At 62.0% G+C, this 22,529-nt stretch carries 17 protein-coding genes; all 17 read left to right on the plus strand.

Going from position 1 to position 22,529, the window contains the following annotated elements; genetic code table 11:
- The 17 genes from AC07VL_RS08630 (at nt 1) to AC07VL_RS08710 (ending at nt 22,354) form a co-directional block, all read left to right on the plus strand.
- Complete coding sequence (locus AC07VL_RS08630; RefSeq protein ID WP_494805469.1) at nt 1–1,116, plus strand: ABC transporter permease; 1,116 nt, start codon at nt 1–3, stop codon at nt 1,114–1,116.
- A gap of 9 nt (nt 1,117–1,125) precedes the next feature.
- A complete protein-coding gene (locus AC07VL_RS08635) occupies nt 1,126–2,817 on the plus strand; it encodes an ABC transporter ATP-binding protein (RefSeq protein ID WP_494805470.1) in 1,692 nt (563 codons plus the stop codon).
- Between the two features lie 27 nt (nt 2,818–2,844).
- On the plus strand, nt 2,845–3,807 hold the full coding sequence (locus AC07VL_RS08640; RefSeq protein WP_494805471.1) for a VTT domain-containing protein: 963 nt from the start codon (nt 2,845–2,847) through the stop codon (nt 3,805–3,807).
- A gap of 377 nt (nt 3,808–4,184) precedes the next feature.
- On the plus strand, nt 4,185–5,204 hold the full coding sequence (locus AC07VL_RS08645; protein WP_290603420.1) for a glucokinase: 1,020 nt from the start codon (nt 4,185–4,187) through the stop codon (nt 5,202–5,204).
- Nucleotides 5,205–5,600: 396 nt separating this feature from the next.
- Nucleotides 5,601–6,395, plus strand: a complete 795-nt coding sequence (gene scpB / locus AC07VL_RS08650; RefSeq protein WP_290603419.1) for an SMC-Scp complex subunit ScpB — start codon at nt 5,601–5,603, stop codon at nt 6,393–6,395.
- Nucleotides 6,388–8,454 carry a 23S rRNA pseudouridine(2605) synthase RluB gene (gene rluB / locus AC07VL_RS08655; RefSeq protein ID WP_494805472.1) on the plus strand — a complete coding sequence of 689 codons (2,067 nt, stop codon included), beginning with the start codon at nt 6,388–6,390 and terminating at the stop codon, nt 8,452–8,454. The genes scpB and rluB overlap by 8 nt, the downstream gene beginning before the upstream one ends.
- 343 nt (nt 8,455–8,797) lie before the next feature.
- Entirely contained in the window at nt 8,798–9,286 is a 489-nt protein-coding gene (gene rimP / locus AC07VL_RS08660; RefSeq protein ID WP_035828693.1) for a ribosome maturation factor RimP, read from the plus strand.
- Nucleotides 9,283–10,848: a transcription termination factor NusA gene (gene nusA / locus AC07VL_RS08665; protein ID WP_290603417.1), complete on the plus strand. Its 1,566-nt coding sequence runs from the start codon at nt 9,283–9,285 to the stop codon at nt 10,846–10,848. Before rimP ends, nusA begins: the two co-directional genes overlap by 4 nt.
- Nucleotides 10,849–10,894: 46 nt before the next feature.
- Nucleotides 10,895–13,753 carry a translation initiation factor IF-2 gene (gene infB / locus AC07VL_RS08670; RefSeq protein ID WP_494805473.1) on the plus strand — a complete coding sequence of 953 codons (2,859 nt, stop codon included), beginning with the start codon at nt 10,895–10,897 and terminating at the stop codon, nt 13,751–13,753.
- A 129-nt stretch (nt 13,754–13,882) separates the two neighbouring features.
- Nucleotides 13,883–14,305 (plus strand): 30S ribosome-binding factor RbfA, encoded by a 423-nt coding sequence (rbfA, locus tag AC07VL_RS08675; protein WP_494805474.1) that lies wholly within the window; start codon nt 13,883–13,885, stop codon nt 14,303–14,305.
- A gap of 2 nt (nt 14,306–14,307) precedes the next feature.
- The gene (gene truB / locus AC07VL_RS08680) at nt 14,308–15,243 is read left to right on the plus strand and encodes a tRNA pseudouridine(55) synthase TruB (protein ID WP_494805475.1); all 936 of its coding nucleotides are present in this window, start codon (nt 14,308–14,310) and stop codon (nt 15,241–15,243) included.
- 207 nt (nt 15,244–15,450) lie between these two features.
- On the plus strand, nt 15,451–17,283 hold the full coding sequence (gene typA, locus AC07VL_RS08685) for a translational GTPase TypA (protein ID WP_494805476.1): 1,833 nt from the start codon (nt 15,451–15,453) through the stop codon (nt 17,281–17,283).
- 116 nt (nt 17,284–17,399) lie between these two features.
- A complete protein-coding gene (gene dusA / locus AC07VL_RS08690) occupies nt 17,400–18,395 on the plus strand; it encodes a tRNA dihydrouridine(20/20a) synthase DusA (RefSeq protein WP_494805477.1) in 996 nt (331 codons plus the stop codon).
- Complete coding sequence (locus AC07VL_RS08695) at nt 18,395–18,859, plus strand: hypothetical protein (protein ID WP_494805478.1); 465 nt, start codon at nt 18,395–18,397, stop codon at nt 18,857–18,859. Before dusA ends, AC07VL_RS08695 begins: the two co-directional genes overlap by 1 nt.
- Before the next feature lie 518 nt (nt 18,860–19,377).
- Nucleotides 19,378–21,135 carry a methyl-accepting chemotaxis protein gene (locus AC07VL_RS08700; protein WP_494805479.1) on the plus strand — a complete coding sequence of 586 codons (1,758 nt, stop codon included), beginning with the start codon at nt 19,378–19,380 and terminating at the stop codon, nt 21,133–21,135.
- A gap of 151 nt (nt 21,136–21,286) precedes the next feature.
- A complete protein-coding gene (locus AC07VL_RS08705; protein ID WP_290603411.1) occupies nt 21,287–21,613 on the plus strand; it encodes an energy transducer TonB in 327 nt (108 codons plus the stop codon).
- Between the two features lie 168 nt (nt 21,614–21,781).
- Nucleotides 21,782–22,354 (plus strand): hypothetical protein, encoded by a 573-nt coding sequence (locus tag AC07VL_RS08710; protein WP_494805480.1) that lies wholly within the window; start codon nt 21,782–21,784, stop codon nt 22,352–22,354.
- Nucleotides 22,355–22,529: the final 175 nt, after the last annotated feature.

Below are 22,529 nucleotides of genomic sequence, written 5' to 3' on the forward strand. Positions count from 1 at the left end.
ATGTCGAATACTCATACTTCGCCCGGCCTGTGGGCCCTGGCGTGGCGCCGTTTGCGCGGCGACAAGATTGCAATGGTATCGCTGGCCGTGGTCGGCGCGTTTTTCCTGCTGGTGCTGGCCTCCGCCAGCGGCCTGGTGGCGGCGAACTGGGAAGATGAAGTGGCCGTCAGCTATGCGCCGCCCACCTTTGTCGGCGCCGACAAGGACACGGCCGCGGCCGGCGACGGCGCCATTCCCCTGGCCGACGAGCGCAGCGCGCCGACGCCCGTCAACGTGCTCGACCCGCTGGCCGACGACATCGCCGAACTGCGCGCGCAGATGGGCAGTAATCCTTCTGCCGGCGTGGAGATGTACGGCGTCACCGACCCGCTGGCCGACGACTTGACGGTCTTGCGCGCCGGCATGGGCAAGGCGAAGAAACTCGTCACCCACAAGGCGGCGACACTGCCGTTCGGCGCCGACAAGTGGGGCCACGACATCCTGCAGAAAACCATCAAGGGCGGCGAGACGTCCATCGTCGTGGGCCTGGTGGCGGCCTTGCTGGCCGTCGTGCTGGGCACGATCTTTGGCGCCGTGTCCGGCTACTTCGGCGGCATGGTCGATGACTTCTTTAACTGGTTCTACAGCATCTTCACGTCGATTCCGTCGATTTTGATGATCTTGACCGTGGCGGCCGTGCTGCAGCAGAAGGGCGTGCTGACCATCGTGCTGATCCTGGGTTTGACGGGCTGGACGGGGCCATACCGCCTGATCCGCGCCGAATACATCAAGCACAAGGCGCGCGAATACGTAATGGCGGCCGACGCCATCGGCGCCTCGCACTGGCGCAAGATGTTTTCCCACATCTTCCCCAACGTGAGTCACGTTGCTCTGGTGCAAATGTCGATTCTCGTGGTGGGCTTCATCAAGGCGGAAGTGATCTTGAGTTTCCTCGGCTTTGGCGTGCCGGTGGGCACGGTGTCGTGGGGAAGCATGCTCAACGAGGCACAAAATGAACTGATCCTGGGCAAATGGTGGCAACTGACGGCCGCCGCCACGGCGATGGCCGTGCTGGTGACGGCGTTCTCGCTGTTTACCGACGCCTTGCGCGATGCGCTCGACCCCAAAGTGAAATAGGAGTTGCTCATGGACCAGAATAACCTGTTGGAAGTGCGCGACCTGCGCGTCACCTTCCGCCTGGACAAGAAGACCACGTTCGAGGCCGTCAAGGGTATCTCGTTCAACGTGCCGCGCAACAGCACCGTCGCCCTGGTGGGCGAATCGGGCAGCGGCAAGTCCGTCAGCTCCCTGGCCGTGATGGGCTTGTTGCCGCCGGACAGCACCATCATCGACAAGCAATCGAGCATCCATTTCGGCGGGCGCGACCTGCTGCAACTGTCGATCGCCGAGCGGCGCACCATGTGCGGCAAGGATATCTCGATGATCTTCCAGGAGCCGATGTCGTCCCTGAACCCCGTGTTTACGGTGGGCTTCCAGATCGCCGAGGTGCTGCGCCAGCACATGGGCATGAACCGCAAGCAGGCAAGGGCCCGTACGCTGGCGCTGCTGGAGGAAGTGGGCATACCCGATCCAAACACCAAGATCGACGCCTATCCGAGCCAGATGTCGGGCGGCCAGCAGCAGCGCGTGATGATCGCCATGGCGATCGCTTGCGAGCCGAAACTGCTGATTGCCGACGAACCGACGACGGCGCTGGACGTGACGATCCAGAAGCAGATCATGGACCTGATCGCGGCGCTGCAAAAGAAGCACCAGATGTCCGTGCTCTTTATTACCCATGACCTGGGCCTGGTGGGAGAGATCGCCGACCAGGTGATCGTCATGCGCCATGGCGAAGTGCGCGAGACGGGGGAAGTGCGGCAAGTATTTGAATCCCCGCAAGACAGTTATACGAAGGCGCTGCTGCATTGCCGGCCGTCCCTGGACGAGCGGCCGTGGCGATTGCCCGTCATCGCCGACTACATGGAGGGCAAGGCCGGACCCGGCGTCGAGGTGAAACAGCGCACGCGCGGCTACACGCCGGGCGACGAGCCGGTGCTGGTGGTGAATAACTTGAGTAAGAGCTTTTATACGCGCGAAGGATTGTTCGGCAAGCGCGAATTCCAGGCCGTCAAGGATGTGTCCTTTACTCTACCGCGCGGCAAGACCCTGGGCGTGGTGGGGGAATCCGGTTCCGGCAAGACGACCGTGGGCCTGACCTTGCTGCGTTTGCACCAGGCGACGGGCGGCACGGCCATGTTCCACGGCAAGGACTTGATTGCCATGCCGAACAAGGAGTATTTGCCCTATAAACGCCGCATCCAGATCATCTTCCAGAATCCGTACGCCTCCCTGAATCCCCGCTTCACGGTGGGGCAGATTCTGCTCGAACCGATGCGCATCCACAACATCGGCGCCAACGACCAGGAACGCATCGCCAAGGCTTACTGGCTGCTGGACAAGGTGGGCTTGCCGGAACAGGCTTTCCACCGCTATCCGCACGAGTTTTCCGGCGGCCAGCGGCAGCGCATCGCCATCGCCCGCTGCCTGACCATGCAGCCGGAAATCCTGGTCTGCGACGAATCCGTGTCGGCGCTGGACGTGTCGGTGCAGGCGCAAGTGCTCAACCTGTTGCAGGATTTGCAGGATGAATTCGGATTGTCCTACATCTTCATCTCGCACGACTTGTCCGTCGTCAAATACATCGCCGACCAGGTGATGGTGATGCACAAGGGGCAGGTGGTGGAGCTGGCCGATTCGGACGAGCTGTACCGCAATCCCGTGCATCCGTACACGCGCACCTTATTGAGCGCCATCCCGAAGGGCGTCCAGGTGTAGGGGCATTTTTACGGTAAGATAGCGCCCATGCCCAACCTCATTTACCTGCTCGAACATTACGGTGTCCTGATTGTCTTTGGCATCGTGCTGGTGGAGCAGCTCGGCCTGCCGATTCCCGCCTTTCCCATCCTCGTGGTGGCGGGGGCGCTGGCCGTCGATGGGGACATGAACGGGGCATTGGTGCTGGCCGCCGCGCTGGGCGCCTGCCTGATCAGCGACTTCACGTGGTTCCGCGCGGGCCGCCATTTCGGCAAGCGCATCTTGCGCCTGCTGTGCCGCATCTCGCTGTCGCCCGATTACTGCGTCAGCCAGACGGAAGACAAGTTCAAGCGCTGGGGCCCGAAAGCCCTGATCGTTTCCAAGTTCGTGCCGGGATTTAACACCGTGGCCGCGCCCATGTCGGGCGCGCTGGGCACGCCGCCGGGCCAGTTCTTCCTGTACGCGGGCCTGGGCGCCTTGCTGTGGAGCGGCACGGGCATCGTCGTCGGCGTGATCTTCCATGCCAGCGTGCAGCAGGTGCTCGACCTGCTCAGCACCATGGGCAGCACGGCCTTGCTGATGCTGGCCACCTTGCTGGGACTGTTCCTGCTGTACAAATTCCTCGAACGCCGGCGTTTCCGCCAGGCCTTGCAGATCGAGCGCATCGGCATCGATGAATTGCTCGAACTCATAGAGCAGGGCGAGGAGCCGCTGATGGTCGATGCGCGCAGCGCCACGGCGCAGGCCCTGGAGCCGGCCGTGCCGGGCGCCCTGTTCTTCAACGGCAAGGAACCCGTGCCCGCCATGATCGCCATGGACAAGGACCGCCACATCATCGTGTATTGCAGCTGCCCCAATGACGTGACGGCCGCGCAAGTGGCCAAGCTGTTGCACCAGCACGGCTTCCACCGCGCCAAGCCCCTGCATGGCGGCCTCGATGCCTGGAATGCCGCCTACCGCTCGGACCAGCCCGCGCCTGCCAGCCTGGTGGGCGAAGGCTTGCCATCCTGAATCGCGCTGTCGCCCGCGCGCCACGCCTGCCGTAAAAACCGGTAGTAATAATACGAAAACAGCCGCGCCGGGCCGCCACCATGCCGGCGCCGCGTGGCCGCCGTCCCGCGCGAAGCGGCTTTGCGCAAACTGCGGCATACTCTCCTTCGGGTCCGATTCCTGCTGCTGTGCAGCATGGTTCTAACGCGCCTGGCGAGGGTGGGCACTTACTATTATTCATTGTTTTCGAGCAACTTCTCACTGCTCTGTTGCATTTGGAGTGGAACTACCAATAAAGGCTTGTTTTGATGTACTTAAACTACAAACTTTGCTTGCCTCCGGGCGCATTCATCCTTTAAGCTTGGCGTCCCATGCGTCCCACTTCATCATCTAAAATCATGAGCGCTTCGTCTTCCCCCGTACTGCCGACTTCCGCCTTCGCCGATGGACCGCGCCTGCTGGCCGACGTGGGCGGCACCAACGCCCGTTTCGCCCTGGAAGTGGCCGCCGGCCACATCGTCCTGGTGGAAGTGCTGCCCTGTGCCGATTACCCGAGCCTGTCCGCCGCGCTGCAAGCCTACCTGGCCCTGCCCCACGTGGCCGCGGCCGGTGGGCAAGCCGTGCGCCATGCCGTGATCGCCATCGCCAATCCCGTCGACGGCGATTTCCTCAGCATGACGAACCACCACTGGTCGTTCTCGATCCGCGCCATGCGCGAAGAGTGCGGCTTCACGACCCTGGACGTGGTCAACGATTTCACGGCCCTGGCGCGCTCGCTGCCGCAGCTGTCTGCGGAGCAAAAGCACCAGGTGGGCGCGGGCACGGCCCGTCCCGGCACGGCCATCGGCCTGATCGGCGCCGGCACGGGCCTGGGCGTATCCGGCCTGATTCCCTCGCACGGCGGATGGATCGCCCTGCAAAGCGAAGGCGGCCACGTCAGCTTCGCGCCGTCGAATGAGGTGGAAGTGGGCATTTTGCAGTTTGCCTGGCGCGAATTTGAACACGTCTCGGCCGAACGCCTGATTTCCGGCGATGGCCTGGAGCTGATCTACCGCGCCCTGGCCGACCGCGCCGGCGTGCCGGCCGAAGACTTGCCGGCGGCGGAGATCACGCGCCGCGCGCTGGCCGGCGAATCGCAGCTGTGCGACGACGTCATCGAAGCCTTCTGCTGCATGCTGGGCACGGTGGCGGGCAACGTCGCCGTCACCCTGGGCGCGCTGGGCGGCATCTATATCGGCGGCGGCATCGTGCCGCGCCTGGGCCAGCGCTTCGACCGTTCCGGTTTCCGCGCCCGCTTCGAGCGCAAGGGCCGCTTCGCCAATTATGTGTCGCAAGTGCCCACCTTCGTCATCACGGCGCAGTATCCGGCTTTCCTCGGCGCATCGGCCATTCTCTCGGAGAAACTCGCCTCCCTCTGATGCGCCAGCCGTTCCAGATGTCGCGCTAGGGCCGGGTAAAACGTGTGTTTTGCCCGGTTTTGCGCTTTTCCGCTTTTTATCAGGTACAATTGGCATCGTTGGATGAAACGACGACTGTCGCTCACTTGCCTGGCTGGTCTGCCGCCACAAGAGAAGCAGCTGCTCCGGATATCGTTTCATTGCTGGTTATTTAAGGCCAGCTCCATGGATCGCAGGACTTTCACTGCATCCGCAAGTCCCGCTTTGCGCGCATCGGCCAAGGCGTCGGAAAAACAGCCTCAACTTGTAACTCCAGCATGGCGTCGTCACCGATGTCTGCCATCCGTTACGTTGAAATGAACGTTTTGATTTCTTTCTCTGCATACGAATTGCAACACACATCCGCACAGAATTGCTATGAATACAATTGAGGCTAAAAAAGTCCTCGAAACCGCGTTGCTGTGCGCTCGTGAGTCGCTGACGATCCACAGCCTGAAAAAGCTGTTCGTCGATGCGGACGAGAGCGGCCGCGTGCGCGGTGTCGGCGTCGGTGCCGACACGATCAAGCAGTTGCTGGAAGAGTTGCGGGACGAATGGGAAGGGCGGGGCATCGAGATCGTCAGCCTGGCCTCGGGCTGGCGCTTTCAAAGCCGCCCGGAAATGAAGATGTATCTCGATCGCCTGACGCCCGAGCGGCCGCCCAAGTATTCGCGGGCGACCCTGGAAACCCTGGCCATCATCGCGTATCGCCAGCCGGTGACGCGCGGCGATATCGAGGAGATTCGCGGCGTTGCCGTCAATTCGCAGACGATCAAGATGCTGGAAGACCGCGGCTGGGTCGATGCCATCGGCTACCGCGACGTGGTGGGACGGCCGGCCTTGCTGGCCACCACCAAGCAGTTTTTGGATGACCTGGGTTTGCATTCGCTGTCCCAGTTGCCGCCTTTGCAGCAAATCAGTGAAATGCAGGGCAATGGGCTCGAAGCCCTGGAAGCGGCCCTGCAGGAAAATTTTGACAAGGCAAGCAATGAGCTTGCCCCCCAGCTTGGTGCAGGTAGCAATACGGCTGTGACAGATGTAGATGTGACAGCAAGCCTTGATGCCGGCCCCGATGCTTCGCCCATGGACGAAGCCTACACTCACGACCCTGCGCCAGAACTAACGGTTGACGCTGCGCCAGGTCAGCACAGCCAAGAAACGAAGAATGAATAATCCGAACACACCCGAGACAGTTACCGCCAGCGACGAAGCCATCGTTGCCAAGCCCAAGCGCCGCACCAAGGCCCAGATCGAGGCCGACGCCGCTGCGGCGACTGCCGCTGCCGGCGACGCCGCCGTTGCCAAGCCGAAGCGCCGCACGAAAGCCGACGTGGCCGCCGAAGCGCCCGTTGTTGCCGCTGCCGCCGTAGAAGCTGCTCCTGCCGTCAAGAAAACCCGCGCCAAGCCGGCCCTGAAGGCCGTGGCGGAAGCGGCGGAAGCCGCCGCCGAGGCGGTCGCCGCCCCGGCGCCGCGTCCGCCGCGCGCCCGCGCCGCCGCCAAGGCCGCTGCCGCCGAAGCGGAAGCCGCGCCGGAAGCCGCTGCCGAGAAACCGGCCGAAGCGCGTCCGACGCGCGGTCCGCGCCAGATGCGCGGCGTGCAGGCCGAGCGCGCGCTGCGCCAGCCGCCACGCGCCGAAGCGCCGCAGGCAGCGGAAGCTGCTGCGCCTGCCGCAGAGCAGGCTGCCGCGCCAGTTGCCGACGTGTTCGATGCCGAAGGCAACCTCGTGTCCGCGCCACGCGCACCGCGCGGTCCGCGCAACGACGTGCCCGGCGCCGGCAAGAATGCGGGCAAGAGCCGTAAAAAAGGCAAGGGCCGCCAGGCGGCGCCCGGCAAGGTCAGCGACGCCGACGCCGTGTTCTCCTTCGTCACTTCCGACGCCTTCGACAGCGAAGACGGCGGCACGGGCCGCGTGCAAAAGGCGGCCGTGCGCCGCGACCTGACGTCCGACGACGATGCGCCGAAGCTGCACAAGGTGCTGGCCGAAGCCGGTCTCGGTTCGCGCCGCGACATGGAAGACCTGATCATTTCGGGCCGCGTGTCCGTCAATGGCGAGCCGGCCCACATCGGCCAGCGCATCCTGCCGACCGACCACGTACGCATCAACGGCAAGCTGATCCAGCGCCGCGTGAGCAAGAAACCGCCACGCGTACTGGTGTATCACAAGCCGGCCGGCGAAATCGTCAGCCATAATGACCCGGACGGCCGTCCATCCGTGTTCGACCGCCTGCCGACCATGAAGGCAGGCAAATGGCTGGCCGTGGGCCGCCTCGACTTCAACACGGAAGGCCTGCTGCTGTTTACCACTTCCGGTGACCTGGCCAACCGCCTGATGCACCCCCGCTACGGCATCGACCGCGAGTACGCCGTGCGTACCCTGGGCGAGCTGGAAGAAGGCATGCGCCAGAAGCTGCTGGCCGGCGTCGAGCTGGAAGACGGCATGGCGCAGTTCTCGAAGATCGCCGATGGCGGCGGCGAAGGCATCAACAAGTGGTACCGCGTGGTGATCGGCGAAGGCCGCAACCGCGAAGTGCGCCGCATGTTCGAAGCCATCGGCCTGACCGTCTCGCGCCTGATCCGCACCCGCTACGGCGCCATGACCCTGCCGAGCGGCCTGAAGCGCGGCCGCTGGGAAGAGATGGATGAAAACACCGTGCGCGACCTGCTGGCCGCCTACGGCATCGAAAAGAAAATGCCGCCTTCGGGCGATCCCCGTGCCGCCGGCGCCGCCAAGGGCCGCGAAGCGCGCAAGGCGGGCCGCGATGACGAGCCGAATGGCAACCGCATCGATGTGAGCAACCGCAATGCCGACCCCTTCCCGGTCGCGCCGCGCCGTGGACAGCTTGCCGGCCAGTTTGCCCGTCCGCAAGGCCAGGGCCGCCCAGGCGGCGCCGGCCGTCCAGGCGAAGCGCGTGGTCCGGGCCGTGGTCAGCCGCAAGGTCCGTTCCAGGGTGGCCAGCCCCGTTCGTCGGCATCGTTCGAAGGCGCGCAAGGTCAAGGGCAGGGCCGTCCGCCGCGTGCGGCAGGCCAGGGCCGTCCCGGTGGCGAAGGCCGCGCACCGCAGCGCGGTCCGCGCCAGCCCGATCCGCTGCAAACGGCATTCGGCTTTGCCAACACGGGTCCGCGCCGCAATGCGGGCGGTGCCGGCGGCCAGGCCCGTTCCGGCGGCCAGCCGCGCGGCGGCATGGATCGTGGCGGCATGGATGGCATGCCGCGCCGCCGCAGCAAAGGTTAATTCAGAGGGATTTCTTCTCGCGTTCCCGCCAAACTGCGGCGGGCGCGCGCTCTTGTAACTGTTGTAAGCCGGGCCGCTCCTTGCGTGCGGCATTGCGGCGAAGTTAATAAGAGGTTATAATCTGCAGCCTAATAAAAGTTCTCCGCAGGGTTGTTTGGTGGGGAGTGCTTTCATCTGGTTGGGGAAATACAAGAAGATGGGCAGATGCCCATTTTTTTTTTGTTGAACCGTTTGTAATGGCGCCGACAAGGGGCCATATATGACTTGCGCGTGTTTTTCGCATGCCGCCGGTGCTGTTGCAGTGCCGCGATGCTGAAAACGGGCCTTATTTCTGGAGAATTTCTTGCAGCAGTTGGGATTAATTGAAAAGACAGTCACTGGTCTGGGCTATGAGCTCGTTGATGTCGAACGTGCCGAGCGCGGGCTGCTGCGCGTCTTTATTGATTTCAGCGCCGCCGATGCCGCTGAAAAAGGTCCGATCACGGTCGAGGACTGTGCCACGGTCAGTCACCAGTTATCGCATGTGTTGACGGTAGAGAACGTTCCTTACGAGCGTCTCGAGATTTCTTCCCCGGGTCTGGATCGTCCGGTGCGCAAGCTGGAAGACTTTGTCCGTTTCGCAGGCCAGGAAATCATCGTCAAGCTGATGGTGGCGATGCCGGGTACGAACAACCGGAAGTCGTTCCAGGGGATTCTGCAAGAACCCGTGGGCGATAAATTGTCGTTGGAATTTGAAGGTAAGGATGGTCCGGCGATGTTGGAGTTTACGCTCGCCGACGTGGATAAGGCACGCTTGGTGCCGCAGGTGGTTTTTAAGGGACGCAAAGCATGAGCCGCGAAGTTTTATTATTGGTTGACGCGCTGGCGCGCGAAAAAAACGTCGATAAAGATGTCGTCTTCGGCGCCCTCGAATTCGCGTTGGCGCAAGCCACGAAGAAACGGTATGAGGGTGAGGTAGACATCCGCGTTTCGATCGACCGCGACACGGGCGAATTCGAATCGTTCCGCCGCTGGCACGTGGTGCCCGATGAAGCGGGCCTGCAATTGCCGGATCAGGAGATCCTGCATTTCGAGGCAAAAGAACAGATTCCCGATATCGAAGTCGATGATCACATCGAAGAACCGATCGAATCCGTCGAATTCGGCCGCCGTTTCGCCCAGGATACCAAACAGGTCGTCCTGCAGCGCGTGCGCGATGCCGAGCGCGAACAGATCCTGGTCGACTTCCTGGAGCGCGGCGACTCGCTCGTCACCGGCACCATCAAGCGCATGGAACGCGGCGACGCCATCGTCGAATCGGGCAAGATCGAAGCGCGCCTGCCACGCGACCAGATGATTCCGAAAGAGAATCTGCGTATCGGCGACCGCGTGCGTGCCTACATCTTGCGCATCGACCGCAATATGCGCGGCCCGCAAGTGATCCTGTCGCGCACAGCTCCAGAATTCATTATGAAGCTGTTCGAGCTGGAAGTGCCGGAAATTGAACAAGGCATGCTGGAAATCAAATCGGCAGCCCGCGATGCCGGCGTGCGCGCCAAGATCGCCGTCTACACGGCCGACAAGCGCATCGATCCGATCGGTACCTGCGTCGGCATGCGCGGTTCGCGCGTGCAGGCCGTGACCGGCGAGCTGGGCGGCGAACGCGTCGACATCGTGCTGTGGTCGGAAGATCCGGCGCAGTTCGTCATCGGCGCCCTGGCACCGGCGAACGTGTCGTCGATCATGGTTGACGAAGAGAAACATGCGATGGATGTCGTCGTCGATGAAGAAAACCTGGCAATCGCGATCGGCCGCTCCGGCCAGAACGTGCGCCTGGCATCGGAACTGACTGGCTGGAAGATCAACATCATGACGGCCGAAGAATCGGCCGACAAAGCTGCCCAGGAAACGGCTGCCGTGCGCATCCTGTTCATGGAAAAGCTCGATGTTGACCAGGAAGTGGCCGATATTCTGGTGGAAGAAGGTTTCGCCAGTCTGGAAGAAATCGCTTACGTGCCAATTTCCGAAATGCTGGAAATCGAATCGTTTGACGAAGATACCGTCAATGAACTCCGTACCCGTGCGCGTGATGCGCTCGTGACCGAAGCGATCGCTTCGGAAGAGGGTCTGGAAGGCATGGACGAGGCGTTGGTGAATCTGGAAGGCATGGATCGCGTCACCGCCGGCAAGCTGGGTCTGGCTGGTATCAAGACCGTTGAAGCATTTGCAGCACTGGCATATGACGAATTTGGCGCAATCCTGGCCTTGTCTGCGGACCGTGCGCGTGAACTGATTACAAGTGAATTTAAAGATGTGACCGACGATGAGATGAAGTTGGTTGACTCGAAGTACGACGATCGTGCCAAGGCGTTGCAAGCCAAGGCATGGAGTCTGGCCGAATCCGCAAAGGCTTAATTTGAGTATCTTTATCATCTCCGCGACACATAGAAAAGAGGACTGAATGGCGAGTAACAACGTAGCCCAATTTGCCACCGAACTGAAGATGCCTGCAGATTTGCTGCTGACGCAGCTGCGTTCTGCCGGCGTCGAGAAAAGTTCGACGTCAGATCCATTGTCGAAAGATGATAAGGACAAGCTTTTGGATCATCTGCGCCGCACACACGGCGCAGCGGCTGACACAGAAAAGAAAAAAATCACCGTGACCCGCAAGGAAACGACGGAAATCAAGCAGGCTGACGCCACCGGCAAGTCGCGCACCATCCAGGTGGAAGTGCGCAAGAAACGCACCTTCGTCCAGCGTGACGAAGCGGCGCCGGTCGCAGCCGAGCCGGTCGCGCCTGCCGCGCCGGTGATCGATCCCGCCGAAGTGGCGCGCCGTGAAGAAGATGCCCGTAAACAGGCTGAACTGATCGCCCGCCAGGAAGCGGACCTGCGCGAAAAGCAGGAACGTCTGGCCAAGCTGGACGCGGAAAAAGAAGCCCAGGCGAAAGCCACGCAACAGGCTGAACTTGCTGCGAAGAAAGAAGCGGAAGCGGAAGCGAAGAAAGCGGCCGCCAAGGCTGCCGCCGCGCCTGCCGCTGCCGCTGCTGCGCCTGTCGTCGACGATGCCGCCGCGGAAGCGAAAAAAGCCGCCGCCGCTGAAGAAGCGAAGAAAAAAGCCGCTGCCGCTGCAGTTGCCGCCAAGGAAGCCGCTGACAAGGCGGAAGCCACCGAGCGCGCACGCAAGGCCGTCGCCGATGAAGTCGCCCAGATCAAGGCCATGATGAACGCGCCACGCCGCGCCATCAAGGCACCGGAACCCGTACCGGTTCCAGTGAAACCGAAGGCGCCGGAAGGCACGCTGCACAAGCCTGCTGACAAGAAACCTGGCGACAAGCCGGGCGACAAGAAGCCTGCTGTTGCAGACAAGAAATCCATCAAGTCGGCCAATGTGTCGTCTACCTGGTCCGATGACGCGAAAAAACGCGGCACCACCGGTGGTCCCAAGCCACGCGGCAACAGCGGCCCAGGCGGCCGTGACAGCTGGCGCGGTGGCGCGAAGGGCCGTCGCCCGACGCACCATGACGACCGTGAATCGAACTTCCAGGCGCCGACGGAAGCCGTCGTCAAGGACGTGCACGTACCGGAAACGATCACCGTGGCCGAACTGGCGCACAAAATGTCCGTCAAGGCATCCGAAGTCATCAAGCATTTGATGAAATTGGGCCAGATGTGCACGATCAACCAGGTGCTGGACCAGGAAACCGCCATGATTCTGGTGGAAGAAATGGGCCACAAGGCGTTCGCCGCCGAACTGGACGATCCGGAAGCGCTGCTGGCCGACGTGGGCGAGCACGCGCACTTCGAAACCAAGCCACGCGCACCGGTGGTCACCGTCATGGGTCACGTCGACCACGGCAAGACCTCGCTGCTGGACTACATCCGTCGCGCCAAGGTGGCATCGGGCGAAGCGGGCGGCATTACGCAGCACATCGGCGCTTACCACGTCGATACGCCACGCGGCATGATCACCTTCCTCGACACCCCGGGCCACGAAGCGTTTACCGCCATGCGTGCCCGTGGCGCCAAGGCAACCGACATCGTCATTCTGGTGGTTGCCGCCGACGATGGCGTGATGCCGCAAACGAAAGAAGCGATTGCCCATGCGAAAGCAGCCGGCGTACCGCTGGTGGTGGCGATCAACAAGGTCGACAAACCGGGCGGCAACGTGGATCGCGTGACGCAGGAACTGGTCGCCGAGCAAGTCGTGCCGGAAGAATACGGTGGCGAATCGCCATTCGTGCCGGTGTCGGCCAAAACGGGCCAGGGTATCGATGACCTGCTGGAACAAGTGCTGCTGCAAGCCGAAGTGCTGGAACTGACGGCACCGGTAGAAGCGCCTGCACGCGGCCTGGTGGTCGAGGCGCGTCTGGACAAGGGCCGTGGTCCTGTCGCGACGATCCTGGTGCAGTCCGGTACCTTGCGCCGCGGCGACGTGATTCTGGCTGGCTCTTCGTATGGCCGCGTGCGCGCCATGCTGGACGAGAACGGCAAGGCCATCGCTGAAGCGGGTCCGTCAATCCCGGTCGAAATCCAGGGTCTGACGGAAGTGCCGGTCGCCGGTGAAGAAGTCGTCGTCATGGCGGACGAGCGCAAGGCGCGTGAAATCGGCCTGTTCCGTCAAGGTAAGTTCCGTGACGTGAAACTGGCGAAACAGCAAGCCGCGAAACTGGAAAACATGTTCGACCAGATGGCCGAAGGCGAAGTGAAAAACTTGCCATTGATCATCAAAACCGACGTGCAGGGTTCGCAGGAAGCGCTGGTTGGCTCGCTGCAGAAACTGTCGACCTCCGAAGTGCGCGTACAAGTGGTTCACGCCGCTGTCGGCGGCATCACGGAATCGGACGTCAACCTGGCAGTCGCCTCGAAAGCGGTCATCATCGGCTTCAACGCCCGTGCCGACGCCCAGGCGCGCAAGCTGGCCGAGTCGAATGGCGTGGACATCCGCTACTACAACATCATTTACGATGCGATCGACGAGATCAAATCGGCGTTGTCGGGCATGTTGGCACCAGAGAAACGCGAAACGGTCATCGGCCAGGTCGAGATCCGCCAGGTCATCCTGGTCTCGAAAGTGGGCGCGGTTGCCGGTTGCCTGGTCACCGATGGCGTGGTCAAGCGTGCTTCTTCCGTCCGCCTGTTGCGCAACAACATCGTGGTGTGGAGCGGCGAGATCGACTCCCTGAAACGCTTCAAGGACGATGCGAAAGAAGTTCGCGCCGGTCTGGAGTGCGGCCTGTCGCTGAAGAACTACAACGACATTCAGGTTGGCGACACGCTGGAAGTGTTCGAAGTCCAGGAAATCGCTCGCACGCTGTAATCACAGCAGTAAAAGAAATGAAATGCCGCGCGGACATATCGTTGTCCGCGCAAACACGTGGGGCGCATGGGGCAACGGGCAACCGTTTGACCCATGCGCCCTGCGGCACTTAGGACAGCACTTACTATCATGGCTAAACATAGCAAAACCATGCCGGCGCGCGGCTTGCGCGTGGCAGACCAGATCCAGCGCGACCTGGCCGAAATCATCGCCTACGAATTGAAAGACCCCCGCGTCGGCACGATGATCACCATTACCGAAGTGCAGATCACGCCCGACTACGCGCACGCCAAGGTGTTTTTCACGATGTTGAAAGACAGCAAGGAAGCCATCAAGAACACGACCGAAGGCCTGATGGCCGCGGCGGGCTTCATCCGTGGCCTGCTGGGCAAGCGCCTGCACATCCACACCCTGCCGATGTTGCATTTCGTGCATGACAGCTCGACCTCGCGCGGCATGGAAATGTCCTTGCTGATCGACAAGGCCAACGCGACGCGCGCGGCCGACGCCGAACCGGACGCGAAACCGGAAGACAAAGCGGACGAGCAATAACAGTGGCCGGTCCGAAGAAACCACCGGGCATCAAGCGGGTGCGCGACCTCGTCGACGGCGTCTTGTTGCTGGACAAGCCTGTCGGCTGGTCCAGCAACGATGCGCTGATCAAGGCCAAGCGCGTGCTGAACGCGAAGAAGGCGGGCCATACGGGCACGCTGGATCCGTTCGCCACGGGCTTGCTGCCGCTGTGCTTTGGCGAGGCGACCAAGTTCTCGCAGGATTTGCTGGAAGCGGACAAGACCTACGAAACCCTGGTGCACCTGGGGCAGACGACGGATACGGGCGACACGGAGGGCGAAGTGCTGGAAACGCGCGACGTCAACGTGACGCAGGAGCAGATCGAGGCCGTGCTGGCGCAGTTCCGCGGGCCGATTTTGCAGACGCCGCCCATGTACTCGGCCTTGAAAAGGGACGGCAAGCCCCTATATGAGTATGCAAGGGCGGGCATCACCCTGGAGCGCGAAGCGCGCCCGGTGACCATCCACAAGCTCGAGTTTCTCGGCTATGAAGCCCCGTTCCTGAAATTGTCCGTGATGTGCAGCAAGGGCACGTATATCCGCGTGCTGGGCGAAGACATCGGCCAGGCCCTCGGCTGCGGCGCGCATCTGAACGCCTTGCGCCGCACGCAGGTGGGCAACCTGACCCTGGATGGCGTCGTCACCTTGGACGAGCTGACGGCGCATGCCGCGCCGCTCGCCCTGCTGGCGCCCGTCGATGCCTTGTTGTCGAGTTTTCCCGCCGTGCAACTGACGGACGAGCTGGCCAAGCGCTTCCTGCATGGCCAGCGCATCGCGCTGGGCAAGGAAGACGTCGCCGTGCCGGCCGAGCCGGGCAGGGTGCGCGTGTATCACGACGCCAAATTGCTGGGCACGGGCCAGTTTCAGGAATACAGCATCCTGGCCCCGGAGCGCCTGATTGCCACGGCACACCAATAAGTCACAGCAACGTCATATTACCCAGCGACACTCTTCAAACAGTGTCGCTTTTTTAAACAATCCGTCCCCGACCGCGGGAGCCGCCAGCATTTTTAGATAGCGTTGCAACGCAACATGCTATACTACGCGGTTCCGGAAATAGATTAGCATTCGGGTATCTCGTACATCTTGTACGCACTCCGCAGTTTTTCAGTAACTACTACGACCATGTCAAATACAAAACGCGCAATTCGTAATATCGCCATTATCGCCCACGTTGACCACGGCAAAACCACGCTGGTGGACCAGCTGCTGCGCCAGTCCGGCACCTTCCGTGAAAACCAAGCGGTCGACACCCGAGTCATGGACTCGAACGACCTGGAAAAGGAGCGCGGCATTACGATTCTGTCGAAGAACTGCGCCGTTGAGTACGAAGGCACCCACATCAACATCGTCGACACCCCAGGCCACGCCGACTTCGGCGGCGAAGTGGAACGTGTTCTGTCGATGGTGGACTCGGTTCTGCTGCTGATCGATGCACAGGAAGGCCCGATGCCGCAAACCCGTTTCGTCACGCGCAAGGCGCTGGCACTGGGTCTGAAGCCTATCGTGATCGTCAACAAGATCGACCGTCCAGGCGCACGTCCTGACTGGGCCATCAACCAGACGTTCGAACTGTTCGACAAGCTGGGCGCTACCGACGAGCAACTGGATTTCCCTATCGTTTACGCCTCGGGCCTGAACGGCTATGCCGGCCTGACCGAAGACGTGCGCGGCGGCGACATGAAGCCGATGTTCGACGCCATCCTGGAACACGTTCCAGTACGTGACGACAATCCGGAAGGCCCGCTGCAAATGCAGATCACCTCGCTGGACTACTCGTCGTACGTCGGCAAGATCGGCATTGGCCGCGTCAACCGCGGTACCGTCAAAGTCGGTCAAGACGTGCTGGTCATCAATGGCCCAGGCGTGACCCCGATCAAGGGCCGCATCAACCAGGTGCTGAACTTCAAGGGCCTGGAGCGCGTGCTGGTGGACGAAGCCGTCGCCGGCGACATCTGCCTGATCAACGGTATCGACGAAATCGGCATCGGTTCGACCCTGTGCGCCGTGGACACCCCGGAAGCGCTGCCGATGCTGACCGTCGACGAGCCGACCCTGACCATGAACTTCATGGTCAACAACTCGCCGCTGGCTGGCCGCGAAGGCAAGTTCGTGACCTCGCGTCAACTGCGTGACCGTCTGGAAAAAGAATTGAAGGCCAACGTTGCCCTGCGCGTGGCACCAACCGACGACGACACGATCTTCGAAGTATCGGGCCGCGGCGAACTGCACCTGACGATTCTGATCGAAAACATGCGTCGCGAAGGCTTCGAGCTGGCCGTATCGCGTCCACGCGTGGTGTTCAAGATGGTCGATGGCGTGCGTCACGAGCCGTTTGAAAACCTGTCGGTTGACGTGGAAGAAGCCAACCAGGGCGGCGTCATGGAAGAACTGGGCCGTCGTCGCGGCGACCTGCAAAACATGGAATCGGATGGCAAGGGCCGCGTGCGTCTCGAGTACCTGATCCCGGCGCGTGGCCTGATCGGCTTCCAGGGCGAATTCATGACCCTGACCCGCGGCACCGGCCTGATGAGCCACGTGTTCCACGAATACGCTCCGGTCGACAACACCCGTGGCGAAATGGCTGGCCGTCGCAACGGCGTGCTGATTTCGCAGGATGACGGCGCTGCTGTTGCCTACGCTATCTGGAAACTGCAAGACCGCGGCCGTATGTTCGTGTCGCACAATGACCCGGTCTACGAAGGCATGGTCATCGGTATCCACTCGCGCGACAACGACCTGGTCGTCAACCCGATCAAGGGCAAGCAGCTGACCAACGTGCGTTCGTCGGGTACCGACGAAGCCGTGCGCCTGGTGCCGCCTATCCAGATGTCGCTGGAATACGCAGTCGAATTCATCGAGGACGACGAACTGGTGGAAATCACGCCAAAATCGATCCGTCTGCGCAAGCGCTTCCTGAAAGAGCACGAGCGTAAAAAAGCGTCGCGTGAATCGTAATTTGTTGTAGAGCATGGCCTGCGGGCCATGCGCTCCCGGCCCGCTGCGCCGCGCCACCGTTACCGGTGGGGCGCGCAGCGGGTTTGTCATTTGCAGCCCCTGTTTTTGTAGACACCATGACTTCTTCCTCTTTGCCTTCCCGCCGCCTGTCCGTCGCCCCCATGATGGACTGGACCGACCGCCATTGCCGCAAGTTCCACCGCGAAATCACGCGCCATACCTGGCTCTATACGGAAATGGTCACCACGGGCGCGCTCGTGTATGGCGACGTGGAGCGCCATCTGCGCTTCAATGAGGAAGAGCATCCGGTGGCCCTGCAGCTGGGCGGCAGCGATCCGGCCGACCTGGCGACCAGCGCGAAGCTGGGCCAGCAGTGGGGCTATGACGAGGTCAACCTGAACTGCGGCTGCCCGTCCGAGCGCGTGCAGAAGGGCGCGTTTGGCGCCTGCCTGATGGCCGAGCCGCAACTGGTGGCCGACTGCGTGAAAGCCATGCGCGACGTGGTCGACATCGACGTCACGGTGAAGCACCGCATCGGCATCGACGACAGCGAGTCGTACGACTTCGTGCGTGATTTCGTCGGCACCGTGGCCGACGCCGGCTGCAAGACGTTTATCGTGCATGCGCGTAACGCCATCCTGAAAGGCTTGAGCCCGAAGGAAAACCGCGAAGTGCCGCCCCTCAAGTATGACTATGCCTACCGCTTGAAGCGTGATTTTCCGCAATTCGAGTTCATTATCAATGGCGGCATCAAGACCCTGGACGAGATCGACCTGCACCTGCAGCACCTCGATGGCGTCATGCTGGGCCGCGAGGCCTATCACAACCCCTACGTGATGGCGCAGTTCGACCAGCGCTATTACGGCGACGAGTCGCCCGTCAAAACGCGCGAGCAGGTGCTCGAGGCGATGATTCCGTATATCAGCGCGCAGCTGGAAAAAGAGGCGGGGCGATTGAAACTGAACAGCGTCACGCGCCACATGCTGGGCCTGATGCAAAACCTGCCCGGCGCGCGCGGCTTCCGCCAGACCCTGTCCGACTCGAAGAAGCTGGCCTCGGGCGACCCGCGCCTGCTGCTGGAAGCGGCGGCGCGATTGTCTTTGCCGGCCTGATGAACGGCGCCTGCCACGCCCATGCGCAGCAGCTGAATGGCTACCTGCAAGCCGTCGGCGCGCTGAAGGATGATGGCAGCCTGTTTCTGTGCGCGTATCTTGGACCCGTTGCGCCGCAGGCGTCGCTCGACGCCGTGTGCCGCGTCCTGAACGTGGCGCCAGAGGGGCTGCGTTTGCAGCCGCTCGAGACGGTCGCGTGCAGCGGCGTCGCCTGCACGCCGCGCCAATGGCTGCTGGAACGGATGCGTCCCATGAGCGAGGCGGACCGCCAGCCGCTCGACGCGCGCCTGTTCGACGGCTTCGAGCGCGAACTGGCCGAACTGCTGGACGGCCAGCCCCGCTGGCACCAACTGGTATCCTCGGGCCAGCGCAGCCTGGCCGGCCAATTGGGCGCCATCTGGAGCGTCTTTGTCTTTGGCTCGGACGACCACGCCTATGTGATGCATTGCAGCTGGGACAGCTGACTCAACTTGTCTATACCTGTGCCTGCCGCACTGGTATTACCCGCCGCACTCCTTCCCCCTGTTGTCTCGCAGAAAACGATGTCATAAGGCTATGCCATGTGTTGTAAATGCGCATTTTCGGCGCACGCCCGCACTGCAATGGGGCGTTTCTGCTTGGCAAGAAACGGCGTTGTTGCCATTTCCCCGAAGAAAGTTAATCTGCAATTTATTCAGGCACTTATTGCTTGCTTTGAGGCAAAATTTACACCTATAATTGATTATAGACAAATATTTCTCATATGAATGTTTGATGTTGATCTCACCATCAACAGTGTAAAAACTGCAGTGTGTGGAACAAATTTGCATTCGCAGTCACTGGTGTTGCCAGGGCTGTTGTAGACCAGGAAGTACCTCAGGCTGCGTGCGGCCGGATACCGCCGGCTGGCCGAGAGGCAGCAGCGGCTACCGGCGTTCCGCAGCCTTCGTCTTGTCGTGCCGGGCAAAATTCTTATCAATAGTTTCATTTACGAAGAGCCGAAATGAATTTAGCAAAAATGAAGGTTGGTACTCGCCTGGGCCTGGGATTCGCCCTGGTACTGGTTCTGCTGGTGGCCGTGACCGTCCTCGGTATCGCGCGCATGGCGCAAATCCAGGAACGTCTCGATCACGTGATCAATGTCAACAACGTCGTCACCCGCCTGGTGATCGACATGCGTGGCAACGTCAGCGACCGCATCACGTCGCTGCGCATCCTCACCCTGATGACCGACGCGAGCGATATGGAGCCGGAAATGGCGCGTATCAAGACGCAAACGGCGACCTATCAGGAAACGCAGAAAAAGCTCGAAGAGAAGTTCGCCGTCGAGTCGACTGCCGAAGAAAAGGCCTTGCTGGCCTCGATCAAGGAATATGAAGCCGCCGCCATGCCGGCCATCGCCAAGGCATCCGCCCTGTGGATGGCCAACGATGCGGAAGGCGCCACGCGCGTGATGATCAAGGAAATCCGTCCGGTACAGAAAAAATGGATGGAAGCGCTGGAGCAGCTGGCCACCCTGGAAGACAAGCTGAACGAGCAGATGCAATCGGATGCCCGCAAGGCCTTCGACAGCGCGCGCCTGTTCATGATCATCCTCGGCGTACTGGCCGTGGCGATGGGCGTGGCGGCGGCACTGGTAATCACGCGTGGCCTGCTGAAGCAGCTGGGCGGCGAACCGGACTACACGGCATCGATCGCCGGCAGCATCGCCAATGGCGACCTGTCGATCGGCATCCACACCCAGCCTTCGGACAATTCCAGCCTGCTGGCGGAAATGAAGGAAATGCGCAACAGCCTGGTGGGCATCGTCGGCCAGGTACGTGTCGGCACGGAAACTATCGGCACGGCCTCGCGTGAAATTGCCGACGGCAATATCGACCTGTCCTCGCGCACGGAAATGCAGGCCAGCGCGCTGGAGAAAACCGCGTCGGCCATGGAAGAGCTGACCTCGACCGTGAAACAGAATGCGGACAATGCGCGGGAGGCCAACAAGCTGGCCGCCACCGCGTCGGACGTGGCCCTGAAAGGCGGTTCCGTCGTGTCGCAAGTGGTCGATACCATGAGCTCGATCAATGAATCGGCGAAGAAAATCGTCGACATCATCGGCGTGATCGATGGCATCGCCTTCCAGACCAACATCCTGGCGTTGAACGCGGCCGTGGAAGCGGCGCGTGCCGGCGAACAGGGCCGCGGCTTTGCCGTGGTGGCGTCGGAAGTGCGCAACCTGGCCCAGCGTTCCGCTGGCGCCGCGAAGGAAATCAAGATCCTCATCGACGATTCGGCCGAGAAGACGGAACGGGGCACGCGCCTCGTCGGCCAGGCCGGCGTGACGATGGGCGAAGTGGTCGACAGCGTGCGCCGCGTTACCGACATCATGAGCGAGATCGCCAGCGCCAGCCAGGAGCAGAGCGCCGGCATCGAACAGGTCAACCTGTCGATCATCGAGATGGATGGCATGACGCAGCAGAATGCGGCCCTGGTGGAACAGGCGGCCGCCGCGGCGCAAAGCCTGCAGGACCAGGCGGCCGAACTGGCCCACGTGGTCAGCATCTTCAAGCTGGTCGAAGGCGAGGAAAAACCGGCGGCCTACGTGCCGGCCCCCGTGGCGGCCGCGCCCGTTGCCGTGCGCAAGCCGGCACCGGCATTGCGCCCGGTCAAGTCGCTGACGCGCAAGACCGAGGCGGCTGCGCCTGCGGCGGCCCCGGCGCCACGCAAGGCGGCTGCGGCCAGCACCAGCAATGACGAATGGGAAGAGTTTTAAGCGCCAGCCGGCGTGAAGAGGGCCGTCTGCCTGTCCAGGAAGGTAATCCCCGCATTACCGCCCCGGCAGCGGCGCCCTGCGTAGCAGGCAGAAATTGTAATGACCGTATCTGATAATCATGGGGAAGCACATGTTTGAGAATAAGCGTTTTATGAGTGTTGCAGCAGCCTTGCTGGTGTCCGTGACTTCCGCCGCGTATGCGGCCGAAGTACCGGCGTCGTTCGATTCGAAGAACTGCAAGGCCGAGTATCCGAAGGCCTCGCTGATGAATGAGGAGCAGGGCACGGTGACGATGTCTTTCCTGGTGAATGCCGACGGCAGCGTTGCCGATTCGAAAGTCGAGAAGAGCAGCGGCTTCAAGAACCTGGACAAGGCCGCCGTAAAAGCCATTTCCGCCTGCAAGTTCAAGCCGGGCACCAAGGACGGTGCCGCGGCGCAGACCTGGACCAAGGTTGATTACGCCTGGAAACTGGACTGATCCGGGTGCCGGCGGGAGGCTGGCTCCCGCCGACGACCTGACCCGCGACGGGCAGCGCTTGCAAGGGCGCTGCCCGTCTTGTTATGTGCGCCAGGCAACGGCGCCACGGTCCCCGATTCTGTTACCCTCGGGGCATCCAACGCGGTTTCCGCCAAGAAGAGGTTGATTATGCAACGCACCCTGATACTGTCCGTCCTCGCCGCCAGCGGCCTGCTGCTGTCCGCCTGTGCCTCCCTCGGGACACCGGCCGGCTTGCAGGAGGGGCAAACCGTGGCTATCGTCAACAGCCTGAGCTGGGACAATCCCCTGAGCGGCAAGCGCGACGGCGTGCGCACGAGCTGGCCTCTCAAGCATGGCACGATTGCCGCCGAATATTTTCCGCTGGCGCAGCTGAAGCAATGCGATGCGGGCGGCAAGGCCTGCGCCTGGGGCGTGATGCGCGCGCAGCGCAGCGTGCCTGCCGTGGCCTACGTGGAGGGCGGCGTCGACCTGACGCTGGGCGTGGCCATCGACGTGGCGCGGCGCCAGGATGCGCGCCAGGGCGAGACGCAGACGGCCATGGCCATCCCGCAGGACGTGGCGGCCCTGGTCGGCAAGAAGCAGGTACAGCCCAGCTGGAAATTGAAGTACGGCAAGGTCGAGCAGATCGACCTCGATTACGGCGTGCGCTACCAGGTGTGCGTGCAGCGCTACGATGCGGCCGGCAAGGCCATCGACAGCTGCGACATTCCCTTTATCTGAGCGTGTATCCGTGGCAGGGCGGGCGCGGCGGACCCGCAGCACAGGCCGCTTGTGGCGGCTTTGCCACATTTTATGTTGCGGCATGCGTAGGGGTGTAACAATCGGTAAAAGCACAGCAAAGGCCGGCGTAATTTCTTATAGTACTTAATTAAGGTAGTACATATCAGGAGAATTG

This window comes from Janthinobacterium sp. GW821-FHT03C08 (assembly GCF_059420905.1).